The organism is Antarctobacter albus, from assembly GCF_900101505.1.
Taxonomy (GTDB): domain Bacteria; phylum Pseudomonadota; class Alphaproteobacteria; order Rhodobacterales; family Rhodobacteraceae; genus Antarctobacter; species Antarctobacter albus.
Window position 1 is genome coordinate 245,688 of sequence record NZ_FMZI01000007.1, and the last position, 17,134, is coordinate 262,821.

The 17,134-nt window shown below is 64.1% G+C and carries 16 protein-coding genes; 2 read left to right on the forward strand and 14 right to left on the reverse strand.

What is annotated here, in order from left to right; translation table 11 throughout:
* Nucleotides 1-47: 47 nt before the first annotated feature.
* From BLQ71_RS14180 to BLQ71_RS14210, 7 genes are all read right to left on the reverse strand, one after another.
* A complete protein-coding gene (locus BLQ71_RS14180) occupies nt 48-1,244 on the reverse strand; it encodes an iron-containing alcohol dehydrogenase (RefSeq protein WP_074622178.1) in 1,197 nt (398 codons plus the stop codon).
* Nucleotides 1,241-2,623, reverse strand: a complete 1,383-nt coding sequence (locus BLQ71_RS14185) for an aldehyde dehydrogenase family protein (RefSeq protein ID WP_074622179.1) — start codon at nt 2,621-2,623, stop codon at nt 1,241-1,243. The genes BLQ71_RS14180 and BLQ71_RS14185 overlap by 4 nt, the downstream gene beginning before the upstream one ends.
* Nucleotides 2,624-2,654: 31 nt before the next feature.
* Nucleotides 2,655-4,016, reverse strand: a complete 1,362-nt coding sequence (locus BLQ71_RS14190) for a glutamine synthetase family protein (RefSeq protein ID WP_074622180.1) — start codon at nt 4,014-4,016, stop codon at nt 2,655-2,657.
* Nucleotides 4,017-4,114: 98 nt separating this feature from the next.
* Complete coding sequence (locus BLQ71_RS14195) at nt 4,115-5,152, reverse strand: TRAP transporter substrate-binding protein (RefSeq protein ID WP_043137003.1); 1,038 nt, start codon at nt 5,150-5,152, stop codon at nt 4,115-4,117.
* Between the two features lie 50 nt (nt 5,153-5,202).
* Nucleotides 5,203-6,525, reverse strand: a complete 1,323-nt coding sequence (locus tag BLQ71_RS14200) for a TRAP transporter large permease (protein WP_074622181.1) — start codon at nt 6,523-6,525, stop codon at nt 5,203-5,205.
* Nucleotides 6,525-7,121, reverse strand: a complete 597-nt coding sequence (locus tag BLQ71_RS14205) for a TRAP transporter small permease subunit (protein ID WP_074622182.1) — start codon at nt 7,119-7,121, stop codon at nt 6,525-6,527. The genes BLQ71_RS14200 and BLQ71_RS14205 overlap by 1 nt, the downstream gene beginning before the upstream one ends.
* A complete protein-coding gene (locus BLQ71_RS14210; RefSeq protein ID WP_074622183.1) occupies nt 7,114-7,878 on the reverse strand; it encodes an N-formylglutamate amidohydrolase in 765 nt (254 codons plus the stop codon). The genes BLQ71_RS14205 and BLQ71_RS14210 overlap by 8 nt, the downstream gene beginning before the upstream one ends.
* A 150-nt stretch (nt 7,879-8,028) precedes the next feature.
* Between BLQ71_RS14210 and BLQ71_RS14215 the strand changes: the two genes are divergently transcribed.
* Complete coding sequence (locus tag BLQ71_RS14215; protein ID WP_074622184.1) at nt 8,029-8,907, forward strand: MurR/RpiR family transcriptional regulator; 879 nt, start codon at nt 8,029-8,031, stop codon at nt 8,905-8,907.
* An 8-nt stretch (nt 8,908-8,915) separates the two neighbouring features.
* Here the strand turns inward: BLQ71_RS14215 and BLQ71_RS14220 are convergent, their stop codons facing one another.
* The 6 genes from BLQ71_RS14220 to BLQ71_RS14245 all read right to left on the reverse strand — a co-directional run bounded on the left by BLQ71_RS14220 (nt 8,916) and on the right by BLQ71_RS14245 (nt 15,309).
* Entirely contained in the window at nt 8,916-9,647 is a 732-nt protein-coding gene (locus BLQ71_RS14220; RefSeq protein WP_074622185.1) for a FadR/GntR family transcriptional regulator, read from the reverse strand.
* A complete protein-coding gene (yjfF, locus tag BLQ71_RS14225) occupies nt 9,644-10,636 on the reverse strand; it encodes a galactofuranose ABC transporter, permease protein YjfF (RefSeq protein WP_198544008.1) in 993 nt (330 codons plus the stop codon). The genes BLQ71_RS14220 and yjfF overlap by 4 nt, the downstream gene beginning before the upstream one ends.
* Nucleotides 10,633-11,682 (reverse strand): ABC transporter permease, encoded by a 1,050-nt coding sequence (locus BLQ71_RS14230; protein ID WP_074622186.1) that lies wholly within the window; start codon nt 11,680-11,682, stop codon nt 10,633-10,635. Before BLQ71_RS14230 ends, yjfF begins: the two co-directional genes overlap by 4 nt.
* A complete protein-coding gene (locus BLQ71_RS14235; protein ID WP_074622187.1) occupies nt 11,679-13,202 on the reverse strand; it encodes a sugar ABC transporter ATP-binding protein in 1,524 nt (507 codons plus the stop codon). Before BLQ71_RS14235 ends, BLQ71_RS14230 begins: the two co-directional genes overlap by 4 nt.
* Nucleotides 13,203-13,307: 105 nt before the next feature.
* Nucleotides 13,308-14,261 carry a galactofuranose ABC transporter, galactofuranose-binding protein YtfQ gene (ytfQ, locus tag BLQ71_RS14240; protein WP_043137606.1) on the reverse strand — a complete coding sequence of 318 codons (954 nt, stop codon included), beginning with the start codon at nt 14,259-14,261 and terminating at the stop codon, nt 13,308-13,310.
* A 151-nt stretch (nt 14,262-14,412) separates the two neighbouring features.
* Complete coding sequence (locus BLQ71_RS14245) at nt 14,413-15,309, reverse strand: LysR family transcriptional regulator (protein ID WP_074622188.1); 897 nt, start codon at nt 15,307-15,309, stop codon at nt 14,413-14,415.
* Between the two features lie 143 nt (nt 15,310-15,452).
* Between BLQ71_RS14245 and BLQ71_RS14250 the strand changes: the two genes are divergently transcribed.
* Complete coding sequence (locus BLQ71_RS14250) at nt 15,453-16,343, forward strand: DMT family transporter (protein WP_074622189.1); 891 nt, start codon at nt 15,453-15,455, stop codon at nt 16,341-16,343.
* 9 nt (nt 16,344-16,352) lie between these two features.
* Here the strand turns inward: BLQ71_RS14250 and BLQ71_RS14255 are convergent, their stop codons facing one another.
* The gene (locus BLQ71_RS14255) at nt 16,353-16,997 is read right to left on the reverse strand and encodes a TetR/AcrR family transcriptional regulator (protein ID WP_069210992.1); all 645 of its coding nucleotides are present in this window, start codon (nt 16,995-16,997) and stop codon (nt 16,353-16,355) included.
* Nucleotides 16,998-17,134: the final 137 nt, after the last annotated feature.

Here is a 17,134-nt window from a genome sequence, read left to right on the forward strand (position 1 = left end):
GGGACGATTTGAGCCTTATGGGCCTCTTGTTTGACGTTTACATGAAATCAGCGTGATTCCAGAAGGTTGCCCCGGCGGAAATCCCGCCGGGACAGGGGGCAGAGCGCAGCCTTGAACAGCGCTGTCAGGTTCTGCTCGGTCAGTTCGATCGGGTTGCCGCCGCAAGACGGGTCGATGATCGCGCCCTTGACCAGCGTCGGGATCGCCTCTGCGGTCACGCCCAGATCGGACAGGGCGCGCGGGATATTCAGGCTGTCGTTGAGATCCTGCACGAAGGCGCGGAACCCGTCAAAGCCGCCGTCGATCCCCAGGTAGGCCGCCGCCGTGTCGAAACGGTCGCGGATGGCGTCCGCGTTGAAGGCCAGCACCGTCGGCATGCAGACCGCGTTGGTCGTGCCGTGGTGGGTGTTGAAATGCGCGCCGATGGGATGGCTCATGGCATGGATCGCGCCAAGGCCCTTCTGAAAGGCGGTTGCCCCCATCATGGCGGCGCTCATCATCTGGGCGCGGGCCTCGATGTCCTGGCCGTTGGCAAAGGCGCGGGGCAGGTACTCCTTGACCAGCCGCATGCCTTCCAGCGCGATGCCTTGGCTCATCGGGTGGTAATGCGGGCTGCTATAGGCCTCGACACAATGGGCAAAGGCATCAAGGCCGGTGCCCGCGGTGATAAAGCCCGGCATCCCCACAGTCAGTTCCGGGTCGCATATCACGACCTGCGGCAAAACCTTGGGGTGAAAGATGATCTTCTTTTCATGTGTGTCGGAATTGGTGATGACGCTGGCGCGCCCCACCTCCGAGCCCGTCCCGGCGGTGGTCGGCACGGCGACGATGGGGGCGATCACATCCGCATCCGCACGGGTCCACCAGTCGCCGATGTCCTCGAAATCCCAGACCGGGCGCGTCTGACCGGCCATGAAGGCGACCATCTTGCCCAGGTCCAGGCCGGAACCGCCGCCAAAGGCGATCACGCCGTCGTGGCCGCCGTCGTTATAGGCCTTCACCCCGGCGGCGAGGTTCTTTTCGTTGGGGTTCGGGTCCACATCGGCGAACAGCGCGCGGCCAAGGCCCGCCTGTTCCAGCACGTCCAATGTCTGCGACGTGATCGGCAGGTCGGCCAGTCCGCGATCCGTGACCAGCAGCGGGCGAGAGATGCCCGCCTGCGCGCAGGCACCCGGAAGTTCAGAGATGCGGCCCGCGCCGAACTTGATGGCGGTGGGGTAGGACCAGTTTCCGGTCAGGCTCATTTCGTCACCTTCTTCAAGTGATAGGATTTGGGGCGTGTGAGGTTGTGATAGCCGATGATCGACAGGCCGCCGCCGCGCCCGGTCTGCTTGCAGCCGGTCCAGCACAGGCCAGGGTCGAGGTAGTCGGCCCGGTTCATGAAAACGGTGCCCGTCTCGATCCGGTCACCGACCCGTTCCGCGCGCGCCAGGTCATTGGTCCAGAGCGAGGCGGTCAGGCCGAAATCGCTGTCGTTCATCAGGGCGATGGCCTCTTCATCGTCCTTGACCTTCATGATGCCCACCACGGGGCCAAAGCTCTCGTCGCGCATCACGCGCATGTCGTGGGTCACATCGGTCAGGATCTGCGGCGTCAGATAGGTGCCGCCGTCATCCTCGGGGAAAGTGTCGATATGGGCGGTGGCGCCGGCCTCGACGGCCTCGCTGATCTGGGCGCGGACCTCGGCGGCGAAACGGGCGTTGGCCATCGGACCGATGGTCGTCTCCGCCTCCAGCGGGTTGCCCAGCTTGTAGCCCCGGACCACGGTCAGCGCCTTTTCAAGGAAGCTGTCGTAGAGCGATTCATGCACGTAGATCCGTTCGATCCCGCAGCAGCACTGGCCGGAATTGAACATCGCGCCGTCGATCAGCGTGTCGACGGCCGCATCCACGTCGGCGTCCTCCATGACATAGCCCGGGTCCTTGCCGCCCAGTTCCAGCCCGATGCCGGTGAAGGTGCCCGCCGCCGCGCGCTCCATCGCCTTGCCGCCACCGACAGAGCCGGTGAAGTTCACGAAGTCAAATGCCTTGGCGGCGATCAGGTCAGAGGTCGTGTCGTGGCTCAGAAAGACGTTCTGGAACACGTCCTCGGGCACGCCCGCCTCGTGGAAGGCCCGGGCCATGCGTTCGCCCACCAGCAGGGTCTGCGTGGCATGTTTCAGCATCACCGTGTTGCCCGCGATCAGCGCCGGGGCCACCGTGTTGATGGCGGTCATGTAGGGATAGTTCCAGGGCGCCACGACCAGCACCAGACCCAGCGGCACGCGCTTGATGTAGCGCTTGAACGTCGCGTCCTCGCCGACCTGGATCGGGGCCAGAGCGGTTTCCGCGATCCCTGCCATGTAGGATGCGCGTTCGTTGAAGCCGCCGAATTCGCCGCCAAAGCGCACCGGGCGGCCCATCATATGCGCCAGTTCCGGCACGATCTCGTCGTTCATTGCGCCCACGGCGGCGACACCGGCCATGACCAGGTCCACCCGTTCCTGCAAGGGGCGGGCGGCCCAGGCCGCCTGCGCGGCACGGCCCCTGGCGGCGGCGGTCTTCGCCTCGTCCAGCGACAGCGTGGGGCGTTCGGCAAAGACCGAGCCGTCGATGGGGGAGATGCATTTCAAAGTATTGCTCATTCTGTCCTCTATGGATCGGGCCGGTCGGCCCCTAGGCAAGCTCGAACCCGCGCGCGATCTCGTAGTCGGTCACGACGCGGTTGAAGTCCTCGATTTCCACCTCTGCCGCGCGGGCGTAGTGGGCCACGACCTCTTCGCCAAAGGCCTCGCGCAGCAGGTCGGATTGCATCAGCGCCTCCCGCGCGGCGGGCAGGGTGGTCGGCAGTTCCTGCGCGTCGCCCGCGTAGGCGTCGCCGGAAAAGGCCGGGGCCAGTTCCAGCCCCTCTTCGATGCCCTTGAGGCCCGCCGCCAGCATGGCCGCCATCGCCAGATAGGGGTTCATGTCCGACCCGCCGACCCGGCATTCGATGCGCACCGCCTTGGACCCGTCGCCGCAGAGGCGGAACCCGGCGGTGCGGTTGTCGATGGACCAGATGATGCGCGTGGGGGCAAAGGTGCCGACTTGGAAGCGTTTGTAGCTGTTGATGTAGGGGGCGAGGAAAACCATGTAGTCCGGCGCGTATTTCAGCAATCCCGCGACATAGGTCTTCATCAGTGCCGACATGCCCAGGGCGTCCTCCTCGTCAAAGAAGACGGGCTTGCCATCTTTCCACAGCGACTGGTGCACATGGCTGGACGAGCCGACCTTGTCCTGGTGCCATTTCGGCAGGAAGCTGGCGGCGTGGCCCTGCTGGTGGGCGATCTCCTTGACCGCGTGCTTGGCAATCGTGTGGTACTCGGCGGTGTCGAGGGCGGGGGCGTACTTGATGTTCAGCTCTTCCTGCCCGGTCTCCGCCTCGCCCTTGGAATTCTCGATCGGCAGGCCGGCGGCGTAGAGATGGTTGCGCACCGGGCGCATCACATGCTCTTCGCGGCTGGTCAGCTGGATGTTGTAATCCTCGTTGTAGCCCGACAGCGTCGCCAGCTCGCGGAACCCGGATTTGCGGATCTCGTCAAAGCTCTTCTCGAAGAGAAAGAACTCCAGTTCCGTCGCCATCATCGGGGTGAATCCCATCGCTTCGGCGCGGGCGACCATCTTTTTCAGCATGGCACGGGGCGAATGCGGCACGTCCTCATGTGTGTGGTGGTCCAGCACGTCGCAAAGCACCATGACCGTGCCTTCGAGCCAGGGCATCGGGCGCAGGGTGCCCAGGTCCGGCTTCATCACGTAGTCGCCATAGCCCTTTTCCCAGGAGGTGGCGGCATAGCCCTCGGGGGTTGCCATCATCAGGTCTGTCGCCAGCAGGTAGTTGCAGCAGTGGGTTTCTTCCCAGGCGCTGTTGACGAAATGGGCGGCGTGAAACCGTTTGCCCATCAGGCGGCCCTGCATGTCCACGATGCAGGCCAGGACGGTGTCCACCTCGCCGGAGGAGACCTGCGCCTTGAGGTCATCGAATGTCATGGGGCCGGGCATCGGGCAGTCCTTTTGTTGTCTCTCAAAGGGGTGACCCCGGCGCAGGTTGGCGCCGGGGCTTTGGCAATGTCCCCGGCTCGGCCCGGGGAGGACGGCGATCAGCCGTAACGGTAGGGGCGGCCGGCCTTGGCCATGTCCGCGTTGTACTGCTTGAAGATCTCGACGACCTTGGCCTTGGTCTCGGACTCTGCCGCGATCTCGTCCCAGAAGGTGCGCGCGGCCTCTTCGACCGTGTCCCATTCGGCATCGGGGATCGAGGTCAGCTGCATTTTCTCGCCGTTGACGCGCAGTCGCGCCTCGCCGCCCCAGTACCACCACTGGCGGTAGTAGTGCGACTGCTCCATGCAGGTGGCCAGCAGCAGTTTCAGATCCTCGGGCAACTCTTCCCAGCGGCCCATGTTGGCAAAGAAATGCCCGATCCAGGCGCCGGAAATGTTGTTGGTCAGGAAGTAGTTGGTCACGTCAGCCCAACCCACCGTGTAGTCCTCGGTGATGCCCGACCATGCGATGCCGTCCAGCTCGCCGGTCTGCACGGCGACCTCGATGTCCTCCCAGGGCAGGGTGACGGGCACGACGCCGAACTGGCTGAGGAAGCGGCCCGCGGTGGGGAAGGTAAAGACGCGCTTGCCCTGCAGGTCGGCCAGGCTGTTGATCGGGTCCTTGGTGGCGAAGTGGCAAGGGTCCCAGCTGCCCGCGCTGATGTGCTTGACCCCGACCTTGGCGTATTCCTCGGCCCAGATCTCGTTCAGGCCGTACTGGTTGAACAGCACCGGCACGTCGAGCGAATAGCGCGAGGCGAAGGGGAAATAACCACCGAAGACCGTTACCTCTGTCGGCGAGGCCATCGAGTCGTCATCCGATTGCACTGCGTCGATGGTGCCCCGCTGCATGGCGCGGAACAGCTCACCCGTGGGCACCAGTTGGTCGGCGTAGAACAGCTCGATCTGCATCCGGTCGCCGGCGATGGCGTTGAAACGGTCGATGGCCGGTTTCACGACGTGTTCCGCAAGCGCGGCGCCCGCGTAGGTCTGCATCCGCCAGGTGATGGTGGACTGCGCCAGGGCCGGAGCGGCCAAGGGTGCGGCGGCAACGCCCACACCGGCGGTTTTCAGAAACTTTCTTCTCGAAGTCGTCATATCCGTTCTCCTTGTTGAAAATCTGTCCTCTTTTCGAGGCTTCTGAGGGGTTATTTTCCGTAAACGAGGTCCGGCAGCCAAAGCGCGATCTGCGGGAAGATCATGACCAGCGACAGGGCCAGAACCATCACCAGCGCAAAGGGGATGATCGAGCGGTAGATGTCCCTGAGGCCGATTTCCGGAGGCGCCATCGCGCGCATCAGGAAGAGGTTATAGCCGAAGGGCGGGGTCATGTAGGCGATCTGCGTGGTGATCGTGTACAGCACACCATACCAGATCAGGTCGAACCCCAGCGCGCCCACCAGCGGCACGTACAGCGGTGCGACGATGACAAGCATGGCGGTGTCATCCAGGAAGGTGCCCATGATGATGAAGGACAGCTGCATCAGGATCAGGATCATCCAGGGGCTGAGCCCCAGCTGCTCGGTGAACAGCGACTCGATGGCCCGCACGGCTCCCAGCCCGTCGAAGATCGCGCCAAAGCCCAGGGCGGCCAGGATGATCCACATGAACATGCAGGAAATGGCCAGCGTCTGGCGCACCGAGGTCTCGAAGACCTCGCGGGTCATGCGGCCCTTCAGGATCGCCGCGACGAAAGCCGCCATCGCGCCGATGGCAGAGCTTTCGACCAGGCTGGTCCAGCCCTTGACGAAAGGCACCATCATCACGGCAAAGATCACAAGCGGCAGGATGCCCGCGCGCAGCAGGCGCAGTTTCTCGGCCCGGCTGACATTGCGTTCCTCCGCGGGCAGGGGCGGGCCAAGCTCGGGCTGCACCCGGCAGCGGATGTAGATGTAGATGATGAACATCGTGGCCATCATCAGGCCGGGGATCACACCTGCCAGCCACAACTGTCCCACGGGCTGCCGCGCGATCATGGCGTACAGGACCAGCACCACGGAGGGCGGCACGAGGATGCCCAGCGACGAGCCCGCCTGGATCACACCCGTGACCATGATCTTGTCATAGCCCCGGCGCAGCAGTTCCGGCAGGGCGATGGTCGCCCCGATGGCCATGCCAGCCACGCTCAGCCCGTTCATGGCGGAAATCAGCACCATCAACCCGATGGTTCCGATGGCCAGGCCGCCGCGCACGGGCCCCATCCAGACATGGAACATCCGGTAGAGATCGTCTGCGATCTTCGATTCCGACAGGACGTAGCCCATGAAGATGAACATCGGCAGCGTCAGCAGCGGATACCATTTCATCAGCTTCATGGCTGCGGCAAAGGGGACGTCGACGCCCCCTGTCCCCCAAAGCAGCAGCCCGGCCAGCGCGCCGACAAAGCCGATGGCGCCGAACACGCGCTGCCCGGTCAGCAGCATCAACATCATGCCCGAGAACATGAGGATGGCGATCATTTCATAGGACATCAGATCTCCACCCCGCGGATGCGGCCGATGTCACGGAACAACTCGGCGAGGGTTTGCAGCAGCATCAGGAAAATGCCGAAGGCCAGCACCAGCTTGACCGGCCAGAGGAAGGGCCGCCATGCGGTCGAGGACCGTTCGAGATAGCCAAGTTTCTCGCCCGCCGCCTCGAAGCCGCCGGTGAAAAGCGCGCCGAAGAACTCGGCGAAATATTCCAGCGGCTGCATCCCGAAATAGCCCATCGCATAGGCGAGCGAGCCAAGCGCGCCGTAGAGCAGGACGACGAGGTAGAACATCAGGAAGAAGACGGTGAAGGCGTCGACCCAGGCCTTGGTCTTGACCGACCAGCCGCCATAGAACAGGTCCATCCGCACGTTCGAGCCCAGCTGGATCGAGTAGGGGCCACCGAGGATGTAATAGGCCACCATGACGAATTGCGCGGTCTCCAGCGTCCAGAGCGAGGGCAGGAAGGCCACCTTTGACACCGAGGACCACAGCAGCACGCCCACCAGCACAAAGATCAGGTACATGGCGATGCGCCCGATGAAGCGGTTCATCGCGTCGACGCCATGCACGAACCCGGTGATGATCCTAGGCATCCGTCACCTCCGCGGGAATGGCGGCCAGCGCAGGACGCAGCATTGCCAGCAGTTCGATGGCGATGGCCTGCACGTCCTCCAGCGTGGTCAGCAGGTCGTTGCGGACCTCGATCATCACGTTGGGCAATCCGCGCGAGATGCCGTGGAGTTTCAACGAATGCGTGACGCCGTCCCCGGGGCCGTAGGGCTTGTTGCGGTCGACCTGCCGGCCGTCTTCGGCGGGCTGGGCCAACATCACGTCGGCCAGCCGGCTGTCGCTGTCGTGCAGGATGCCGATTTCGGTGCTGCGGGTCTCGCCGTGGTAGACCGGGGTAAAGCTGTGCACGGTGACGATGGCCCTGGGCCTGTCGGCAAGCAGCCTGTCGACGGCCTCGCAGAAGGGGCGATAGACGGTCTCGACCCGTTCTGCCCTTTGCGCCGGCGTCAGGTTTGCGTTGCCGGGGATCTCCACCACTTCCGAACGTACGGGCATTGCGGCCTCGGCCTCTGGCGGGCGGTTGATGTCATAGACCAGCCGCGACACGCGTCCGGCCACCAGGGGCGAATCAAGCTCCGTCGACAACATGCGTGCCAGCGCCAGCGCCCCCGGGTCCCAGGCGGCATGGCTTTGCCGCCACTCGGGGCGCAGCCCGAGATCGCCGTAGCGCCCGGGTATATAGGCCGACGCGTGCTCACACAGCAGCAGGGCGGCGCCCGTGCCTTCGGCATTGATCACGCTGACGGCGGTTTCGCTGCCGCCGTGGTCGCTTTCCGACATTCACGTCTCCCCGTTCTGAAAAAAATTTTCCACATCGACGCAGGTTGTGTCAATATTTCTTCACAAGGCGGCGGGCAGATTCATGCGGTTGACACGCATCGAGACGGGTTTCGCCCAAAAAGCAGCGTTGACGATGCAAGGAAGTGAGCCGTGACACAGCCCAGTTCGACCGTCCGGGAATTGATCCGGCAGCACTATTCGGACCTGACGCAGTCAGAGCGCAAGTTTGCCAATGCCCTTCTGGAAAACTACCCGGCGGCGGGGCTTGCCTCGATCACCATCGTTGCGGGGCAGACCGGGGTGTCGACGCCCACGATCGCGCGGATGGTACAGAAACTGGGGTTCAAGGGATTTCCGCAGTTCCACAAGGCGCTGCTGAAGGAATTGCAGGCCAAGGTCTCCGGCCCGACAGAGCGGCGCGCGAACTGGGCGACAGAGGCACCCGAGTCGCACCTGTTGAACCGCTTTGCCAAGGCGGTCACGCAGAACATCCAGACCACCTTCAGCAACGTGCCAAGCGAGGCCTTCGATGCTGCGGCGCACCTGCTGGCGGACACGGATCATACGCTGTTCATCGTCGGCGGGCGGATCACCCATGCGCTGGCGGATTACGCCTTTACCCACCTGCAGGCGGTGCGGCCCCGGGTCATCCACCTGACGTCGTCCTCGGCAACCTGGCCGCATTACCTGCTGGACATGGAAAAGGGCGATACGCTGCTGATGTTCGACATCCGGCGATACGAGTCCAACCTGTTGCGCTTGGCGGAACTGGCGCGGGACCGCGGCGTCGCGGTGGTGCTGATCACCGATCAATGGTCCAGCCCGGTGGCCGAGATCGCGACGCATAGTTTCAACTGCTGGGTGGAAATCCCCTCGGCCTGGGACTCCAATGTCTCGACGCTGATGCTGCTGGAGGCGCTGATTTCCGCAACCCAGGAAGAGGCTTGGCCGAACACCAAGGACAGGTACGAACGTCTGGACAGGTTGTTCGAGCAGACACGGCTGTTCCGCAAGCCGGGCGGGGCCTAGGGCGCGGGCTACGACGCGGGCGCCGCCTTGTCGGACAAGGCGTTGCGATAGCCGTCGTTGATGACCCGGCGCATGGCCTCCTGTGCCTCGATTGGTGCGCCGGAGGCAATGGCCGCCGCGACGGTGCGGTGCCGGTCGACGACAGTCTTGCGCCGCTCGGGAAAGGTGGCGACGCTTTCGGACATGAACAGGGAATAAAGCGCGGTCTGCACGAGGTCGCCCAGAGACTGCAAGAACCGGTTTCCCGAGAGGCGTAGCACCTGCTTGTGGAACTCGTAGTCCGCCAGGGCGAAATCCGCCCGGCTTTCGGCCTTTTCCAGCGCGTCGCAGAGCGAAAAGAGACCGTCGCAGTCGATCTGGTTGACCCGCCCGGCGGCCTGCGCGGCGGCGGCGGGTTCAAAGATCATCCGGATCTCGAACAGTTCCTCGTAATAGCGCGTCGGGTTCTTGACCGAGGCATGCCAGCGCATCACGTCCTGGTCGAACATGTTCCAGCCATCCGCCGGGCGCACCTGGGTGCCGACCTTGGCCTTGGACTGGATCAGCCCCTTGGCGATCAGGGTTTTCTTGGCCTCGCGGACCACGGTCCGGGACACGCCGAACATCTCGCACAGGTCCGGGTCCAGCGGGATCATCGTATCGGGCGGGTATTCCCCGGCAACGATGGCAAGCCCCAGCTGGTCGACCACGAAGCTCGTGTGATTGCTCGCGCGGTCGGCCCCGCCGTGGACAAGCGTCATGAGTGAGCGGCGGAGCCAGTCGTTGTTCGTCGTCTTGCCTGCGTCGCCCAAGTCAGCCCTTTCTGCAGCACGATGAAGGCAAAGAGCAGCCCCCCGATGACGATCTTGGTCCACCAGCTGGACAAAGTCCCGTCAAAGACGATGTAGGTCTGTATCAGTCCCATGATCAATATGCCGAAAAAGGTGCCCGCGACATAGCCGTAGCCGCCCGTCAGCAAGGTGCCCCCGATGACCACGGCCGCGATGGCGTCCAGTTCGACACCCACGGTGGCCAGCGAATAGCCCGCCGAAGTGTAGAGCGAAAAGACGATGCCCGAGAGCCCGGCCAGCCCGCCGGAAATTGCATAGATCCCGATGGTGGTCGAGGCCAGCGGCAGGCCCATCAGCTTGGCGGTCTGACCGCCGCCGCCAAGGGCGTAGACATTCTGTCCGAACCGCGTGCGGTGCGCCACCAGGATGCCGACGAGGAAGGTCAGCACCATGATCCCGCCGATCAGCCGGAACCGCCCGCCCGAGGGATCCTTCCAGTAGAGCCCCTGCAGGACATCGTAGAATTCATGCGTGATCGGCACGCTCTCGGTCGACAGGACATAGGCCGCGCCGCGCGCCAGGAACATGCCCGCAAGGGTGACGATGAAGGGCGGCATTTCAAGGTAGTGGATCAGCGCGCCCATCGCGGCGCCAAAGGCGGTGGTGATCATCAGCGCCAGCGCGAAGGCCAGCAGCGGATGCATCGAGGTATCGCGCAGCACGACGGCCAGGAAAACCCCGGTGAAGGCGATGACCGACCCGATCGACAGGTCGATGCCGCCCGAGAGGATGACGAATGTCATGCCGACCGCGGCAATCCCCAGAAAGGCGTTGTCGGTCAGCAGGTTCGCCACGACCCGCGTCGACAGCATCGACGGGTAGGCAGAGGCGCAAAGCGCATAGGCCAGCACGAAGGTCGCCAGCGTGACCAGCAGCGGCAGGTGGGTGGAGCGGATCATTGCGCCTCTTCCTTCTGCGTCTTGGGCAAGGGGGCCGTGTCGGGTTGCGGCTGCGGCCCCGAGGCGCGCAACATGTAGACCAGGGTGCTGATGCGTGGACTCTGGATCACGAGGATCGCCAGGATCAGCAGGGCCTTGATGACCAGGTTGAACTCGGGCGGCATGCCGGACAGCAGGATCACAGAGTTGACCGACTGGATGATCAGCGCGCCGATCAGCGAGGCGAGGATGGAAAAGCGCCCGCCAAGCAGCGAGTTGCCCCCGATCACGACCGCAAGGATCGCGTCCAGTTCCAGCCAGAGCCCGGCGTTGTTCGCATCGGCGCCCTTGATGTCGGCGGCCACGATCACCCCTGCCAGCGCGGCACAAAGGCCCGAGACGAGGTAGACGCTGATCAACAGCACCCGGCTGTTGATCCCCGCCAGCCGAGACGAGCGTTCGTTGATGCCGATGGCCTCGATCAGCATCCCCAGCGCGGTCCGGCGGACGACGAAGATCACCAGCGCGCCCAAGGCCATCCAGACCAGGATCGGCGTTGGCACACCGGCGACAACGCCAGCGCCAAGGTGGATCAGCCCCTCGTTCGAGAAGGTCAGGATCTTGCCCTCGGTGATCAGCTGCGCAACCCCGCGCCCGGCCACCATCAGCACCAGCGTGGCAACAATAGGCTGGATCTTGAGCACGGCGACAAGGATACCGTTCCAGAGCCCGCAGAGCGCCCCGGCGCCAAGGCCGGCCAGAAGCGCCGTGACCCAGCCGTGCCCCTCGACCACCACCGCCGCCGAGGTGGCCCCAGCGATGGCCATGACCGCGCCCACAGACAGGTCGATGCCGCGAGTGGCAATGACCAGCGTCATGCCGACACAAAGGATCGCCACTGGGGCCGCGCGGTTCAGCACGTCGATCAGGTTGCCAAAGAGCCGCCCGTTGCGAAAGTCGATGTCGAAGAAATCGGGAAAGACGACGAGGTTGATCGCCAGCGCCGCGGCGAGGATCAACAGTTGCGGCAGGATGCGTTTGAAGGTGGAATGCTTGGGGCCGATCATTGGGCGACCTCCTCGGTCGGGGCGTCGTGCTCGGCAATGGCGTGGACGATGTTTTCCGGCGTGATCTCGGCGCCTGCCAGTTCGCGCACCTGCTTGCGGTCGCGCAGGACGATGACGCGCGTGGAATAGGCCACCAGTTCCTCCAGTTCGGAAGAGGCGACCAGCAGCGCCATGCCGTCCGCGCGCAGCTGTTCGATCAGGGCGATGATCTCGGCATGGGCGCCCACGTCGATGCCGCGCGTGGGTTCATCGAGGATCAGGAAATCCGGGTTCGTCGCCAGCCAGCGCGCCAGCAGCGCCTTTTGCTGGTTGCCACCGGACAACAGCCGGATCGGCATGTCGAGGCTGGCCAGCCGGATGTCCAGCGCCTTGACGTACCGCTCGGCGATCGCGTTGACCTCGGCGCGGGGGATCGGGCGCATCCAGCCCTGGCTGGCCTGCCGGGCGAGGATGATGTTGTCGCGCACCGAAAGGTCGCCGACGATGCCTTCTGTCTTGCGGTCCTCGGGGCAGAGGGCAAAGCGGTGCTTCACCGCCTCGCGCGGGGTCGAGACAGAGATTTCCTTGCCACGCAGCAACATCTGGCCCTGATCGGCAGGGACGGCGCCGAACATCAGGTTGGCGGTTTCCGTGCGGCCAGATCCCAGAAGCCCGGCAAGGCCCACGACCTCGCCTTCGCGCAGGGCCAGAGACAGCGGCTCCAGCATCCCGCGTTTGCCAAGACCGTCGACCTCGATCAGCGTGTCACCCGCCTTGGCCGGCTTGCGCTCATGCACCTGGGCCTCCAACTGGCGGCCCAGCATCAGCGTGACAACGTCCTTTTGCGACACGTCCGCCAGCACCCGCGTGCCGACCACGCGACCGTTGCGCAGGATCGTGGCGCGGTCGGAAATCTCAAAGACCTGGTCGAGGAAATGGGTGATGAAGACCACGGCCAGACCGCGTTCCCGCAACTGCCGGATCACCGAAAACAGCAGTTGCACCTCATCCCGGTCAAGGCTGGCGGTCGGTTCGTCGAGGATCAGGACCTTGCCCGACATCTCGACCGCGCGGGCGATGGCGACAACCTGCTGGATCGCCACTGAATAGGCGGTCAGCGGTTCCGCCGGGTCGATGTCCAGCCCGTAGCCCGCCAGTGTCTCGCGCGCCATCGCGTTCATCCGGCGCCGCGCCATCAGGCCCCAGCGCATCGGCTGTCGGCCCAGGTAAAGGTTTTCGGCCACCGTCAGGTTCGGCAACAGGTTCACCTCCTGGTAGACCGTGCCGATGCCCAGCCGCTGGCTGTCGGCGGTGGACTGAGGCGAAACCTCTTGCCCGTCCAGGTGGATGCTGCCGCCGTCGCGCTGGTAGGCGCCGGTCAGGCACTTGATGAGGGTGGATTTTCCGGCGCCGTTCTCGCCCAGCAGGGCGTGCACCTCGCCGGGTTCCAGCCGCAGGTCCACCTCGTCCAGGGCGATGGTGCCGGGGAAAAACTTGGAAATGCCCTTGGCGTGCAGCACAGGGCCCGTGTCATGTGTCATGGCTGACTCTTGTCGGCGAAGAGCGGCATTGCAAGCCCGCGTCCCGGCCTGGTCGAAAATCAGGGGCCGGACGTCAGGAACGCCCGGCCCTGTGTGACCGATGGCTCAGTAGCCCAGGTCTTTCTTCTGCTCGTAGATCGCCTGGTTGTCGTCGGCGGCAGTGAACAGCTTGGACTCTGTCTGGATCCACTTCGGCGGCGTGGTGCCGTCAGCCAGGTAGGCCTCGAGCGCGTCCAGTGCGGGGCCGGCCATGTTCGGCGTCAGCTCGATCGTGGCGTTCATGTCGCCGTTGGCAATGGCCAGGTGCGCGTCCGGAACCGCGTCGATGGCGACGATCAGGATGTCGTCACCCGGGTTCAGGCCCGCGTCCTTGATCGCCTGGATCGCGCCGACGGCCATGTCGTCGTTGTGGGCATACAGCGCGCAGATGTTCTCGCCGCCCTCGGCCTTGAGAAAGCTTTCCATCACGACCTTGCCCTTGGACCGGGTGAAATCGCCGGTCTGCGAGCGCACGATTTCCAGGTTGTCGTGTCCGGCGATGGCCTCTTCAAAGCCGGTCTTGCGGTCGATGGCGGGCGACGACCCGGTGGTGCCCTGCAGCTCGACGATGCGGCAGTCGGCGCCGTCCATCTCGTCGACCAGCCATTGACCGGCAACGCGGCCTTCGTGCACCAGGTCAGAGGTCACGGCGGTCAGGTAAAGGTCGTCGGGGGCGTCAACCGTGCGGTCCAGCAGGACGACGGGAATATCCGCGTCCTTGGCCTCTTCCAGCACTTCGTCCCAGCCGGTGGCGACCACGGGGGCCAGCAGGATCGCGTCGACGCCCTGGGCGACAAAGCTGCGGATCGCCTTGATCTGGTTTTCCTGCTTCTGCTGGGCGTCCGCGAATTTCAGGTTGATGCCGCGGTCCGCGGCCTCCTGCTTGGTCACGGTTGTTTCCGCGGCGCGCCAGCCGGATTCCGAGCCGATCTGCGAAAAGCCAATGGTAAGATCAGCGGCGAATGCGGTGACCGGCGCAAAGGCGATCGCCCCCGCAAGAAGGGTCTGTCTGAGTTTCATGATGTCCTCCCATTCTGTGCGGTCCATGACCGCCACGAGATTATTAAGTATTATTTTATCATTTTTGTAAACCGGCTTTGGTTTGGCTCCTGTCGCGGCCCTGAACAGGCTGGTTTCTGGCCCTGTGGCAGGCATTTGGCGACGCTGGCCGTCAGTGATCCGGACTGTCCAGAAGGCTCAGGAAAGAATTGAGCACAGGCTGATCATGGCCGTCTTTCCAGATCATGCAGACCTCGATTCGGGGCGGGGTCCCCTCCAGATTCAGGTAATGCGCGCCCTTGCGGGACATCTCGGTCATCGAGCGCGGGACGAGGGAAACCCCCAATCCGGCGGCAACAAGACCGATGATGGTCTGCATCTGGATCGCTTTCTGGTGAATCCGCAGCGCTCTCCCGTGTGCGGCGTAGTGATCTGCCACCGCGTCGTGATAGGCGGGTGCCACATGGCGGGGAAAGAAGATCAGCGGTGCATCGGCGATCCGGTCGAAGCTGATGGAACCGGCGGCAATCGCGTCCGGTGGGGCCCAGCGGTCCGGGACCACGGCAATCAGAGGTTCGCTGGGCAGGGGGTGATGGGACAGCGAGGGCCGGAAGGCCTCGCCGGGCCGGATGATGATGCCCGCGTCGATGTCGCCGTGTGCCAGCGCCTCGAACTGCATGTCGCTGGTGGCCTCGCGCAGGTCGACCCGAACGTCGGGAAAGGCATCGCGAAAGCGGCGCACCAGGTTCGGCAGCAGGCCGTAGCTGGCGATGCTGACAAAGGCGAGCCGCAGCTCTCCCAATTCTCCCCGTGCGGCACGCCGGGCAATGGCCGGCAGCCGCTCTGCCTCTGCCAGGACCTGGCGCGCATGGCCCAGCCAGATCGTCCCGGCAGGGGTCAGGGCCACGCTCTTGCGCGTGCGGTTGAACAGCTGAACGCCCAGGGACTCCTCAAGCGCGCGTATCGACATGCTGAGTGGCGGTTGTGTCATGTTGAGCCGTTGCGCGGCCCGTCCAAAGTGCAATTCCTCGGCGACCGCGATGAATTGCCTGATTTGCCGAAGGTCCATTCCACCACCCTTCTGATATGCTGCGCGAATTAGTAGGTCATTTTCTATATATTTTACAGAAATCTTGATCTTGCCTAGCCTGCCGGGGCCAGCGTGACGGAGACGTGACGTGACTGGTGAATGTGGAAAGTGAGGAGGTTTTCATGCAGGGCGTCGTCACGAGAACAGAGGGCAACCCCACGGCCGGGATCGTGCTGATGTGCGTGGGCGTCGCAAGTCTCAGCGCCAATGACGCGCTCGCCAAGTTCCTTGTTTCGGACTATTCGCCCCTGCAAATCCTGTTCCTGCGCAACGTGATCGCCTTGCCCTTTGCCATTCTGCTGACCCTGAAGATGGGGGGCGCAGGGGCCTTGCGTTCGGGGCGGCCGGCGGCGCACCTGGTGCGGGGCGTGCTCTGGATTGGCGCGACACTCCTGTTCTTCACCAGTTTCATCTATCTCGACCTGGCAGAGGCCACGGCGCTGATCTTTGTCGCGCCGCTGTTCATCACCGCCATCTCGGCGGCCTTCCTGAAAGAGCGGGTCGGGCCCAGGCGCTGGTTGGCGGTCTGCGTCGGGTTTGTCGGGGTGCTGATCGTTATCCGCCCCGGGGCCTCGGCGTTTCAGCCTGCGTCCATGTTGCCGGTGCTGACTGCCTTTCTCTACGCCTTGCTGATGCTCAGCGCGCGTTGGGTCGATGCAAGGGAAAGCGTCTGGACAATGCTGCTGTACCTGACCGGGGCCAGCGCCTTTCTGAGCGCTTTCATCGTGCCCTTTGTCTGGGTGCCGGTTCAGCCGGGCGACCTGTGGTACTTTGCGGCGATTGCCCTGTTCGGCACGGCGGGCATGACGATGATGACACAGGCCTTTCGCCTGGCCCCGGCCGCGATTGTCGCCCCGATGGACTACACCGCGATTGTCTGGGCCACCGCCTTTGGCTGGCTGATCTGGGCCGAGGTGCCTGACCGCGCAGCGTTCTACGGTGCGGGCGTGATCATCGCCAGCGGCCTCTATGTGATCTGGCGCGAACGCAGGGTCGACCTATCGCAGGGGTGACGCGGCGCCTCAGTCCTCTGGCCCGATTCCGAAATACAGCAGGTACTTGTCGATGGATTGCGCGATCACGGTTTCCGGATCGTCGGGGCCGGGCATGCCGTAGATATGCGTGCGGATGCCGATGTAGACGATCCCGCCGTGCAGGTTCCAGATATCTTCCATCGTAGGCCGGGTGTCACCTTGTGCCAGGGCCTCTGTTTCGGCCAGCACGGGGCGGAGAATCACATCGCCGAGGTGCATCAGGTAGCGGCGGTTCAGAACCGCGCCCGCCAGGCCCGAGGACATGAAGATCCGCATCCAGTCCCGCTCGAAGATCAGCCCGCTGTACTCGGTGTAGAAGGCCAGCAGCCGGGCACGCAGGGGGACGGTGCGGTCTGTCAGGCGGTCGGGCCAATCCGGGGACAGACGATCCAGGTAGACCTTTTCATAGACCGCTTCCAGCAGCTCGTCCTTGGTCGCGAAGTAGTTGAAAAGAAGGGATTGCGTGACGCCCAGCCGCTTGGCCAACTGGCGCGTGTTCCCCTCCAGCCCGACCTCCGCAAAGAAGCGCACAGCCTCGTTCACGATCTGCGCGCGGCGCTCTTTCGGGGGCAGGCGCCGGCGCGCCGTTCCTGTCTCGGATTCTGCGTTTTCGCTGTCCAACCGACCGTCCATCGTTTTGCCTCTGTGACCCCGTTTAGCAGTTTTTACTTGAACTGTTCATCTTTTTATAGATCATGCGATCAACAAAAGTGAGCAACTGCTCAATTGCGTCAGGGAGAGACGCAAGGACCAGATGGGAGGAGATCGCC

What these genes read in the sequence shown, in the direction of transcription:
- BLQ71_RS14210 (WP_074622183.1), bottom strand. Translation starts at nt 7,878, where the DNA reads ATGTCGGAAAGCGACCACGGCGGCAGCGAAACCGCCGTCAGCGTGATC.
- BLQ71_RS14245 (WP_074622188.1), bottom strand. Translation starts at nt 15,309, where the DNA reads ATGGACCTTCGGCAAATCAGGCAATTCATCGCGGTCGCCGAGGAATTG.
- BLQ71_RS14190 (WP_074622180.1), bottom strand. Translation starts at nt 4,016, where the DNA reads ATGCCCGGCCCCATGACATTCGATGACCTCAAGGCGCAGGTCTCCTCC.
- BLQ71_RS14250 (WP_074622189.1), top strand. Translation starts at nt 15,453, where the DNA reads ATGCAGGGCGTCGTCACGAGAACAGAGGGCAACCCCACGGCCGGGATC.
- BLQ71_RS14200 (WP_074622181.1), bottom strand. Translation starts at nt 6,525, where the DNA reads ATGTCCTATGAAATGATCGCCATCCTCATGTTCTCGGGCATGATGTTG.
- BLQ71_RS14185 (WP_074622179.1), bottom strand. Translation starts at nt 2,623, where the DNA reads ATGAGCAATACTTTGAAATGCATCTCCCCCATCGACGGCTCGGTCTTT.
- BLQ71_RS14255 (WP_069210992.1), bottom strand. Translation starts at nt 16,997, where the DNA reads ATGGACGGTCGGTTGGACAGCGAAAACGCAGAATCCGAGACAGGAACG.
- BLQ71_RS14220 (WP_074622185.1), bottom strand. Translation starts at nt 9,647, where the DNA reads ATGACGCTTGTCCACGGCGGGGCCGACCGCGCGAGCAATCACACGAGC.
- BLQ71_RS14205 (WP_074622182.1), bottom strand. Translation starts at nt 7,121, where the DNA reads ATGCCTAGGATCATCACCGGGTTCGTGCATGGCGTCGACGCGATGAAC.
- BLQ71_RS14180 (WP_074622178.1), bottom strand. Translation starts at nt 1,244, where the DNA reads ATGAGCCTGACCGGAAACTGGTCCTACCCCACCGCCATCAAGTTCGGC.
- yjfF (WP_198544008.1), bottom strand. Translation starts at nt 10,636, where the DNA reads ATGATCCGCTCCACCCACCTGCCGCTGCTGGTCACGCTGGCGACCTTC.
- BLQ71_RS14235 (WP_074622187.1), bottom strand. Translation starts at nt 13,202, where the DNA reads ATGACACATGACACGGGCCCTGTGCTGCACGCCAAGGGCATTTCCAAG.
- ytfQ (WP_043137606.1), bottom strand. Translation starts at nt 14,261, where the DNA reads ATGAAACTCAGACAGACCCTTCTTGCGGGGGCGATCGCCTTTGCGCCG.
- BLQ71_RS14195 (WP_043137003.1), bottom strand. Translation starts at nt 5,152, where the DNA reads ATGACGACTTCGAGAAGAAAGTTTCTGAAAACCGCCGGTGTGGGCGTT.
- BLQ71_RS14230 (WP_074622186.1), bottom strand. Translation starts at nt 11,682, where the DNA reads ATGATCGGCCCCAAGCATTCCACCTTCAAACGCATCCTGCCGCAACTG.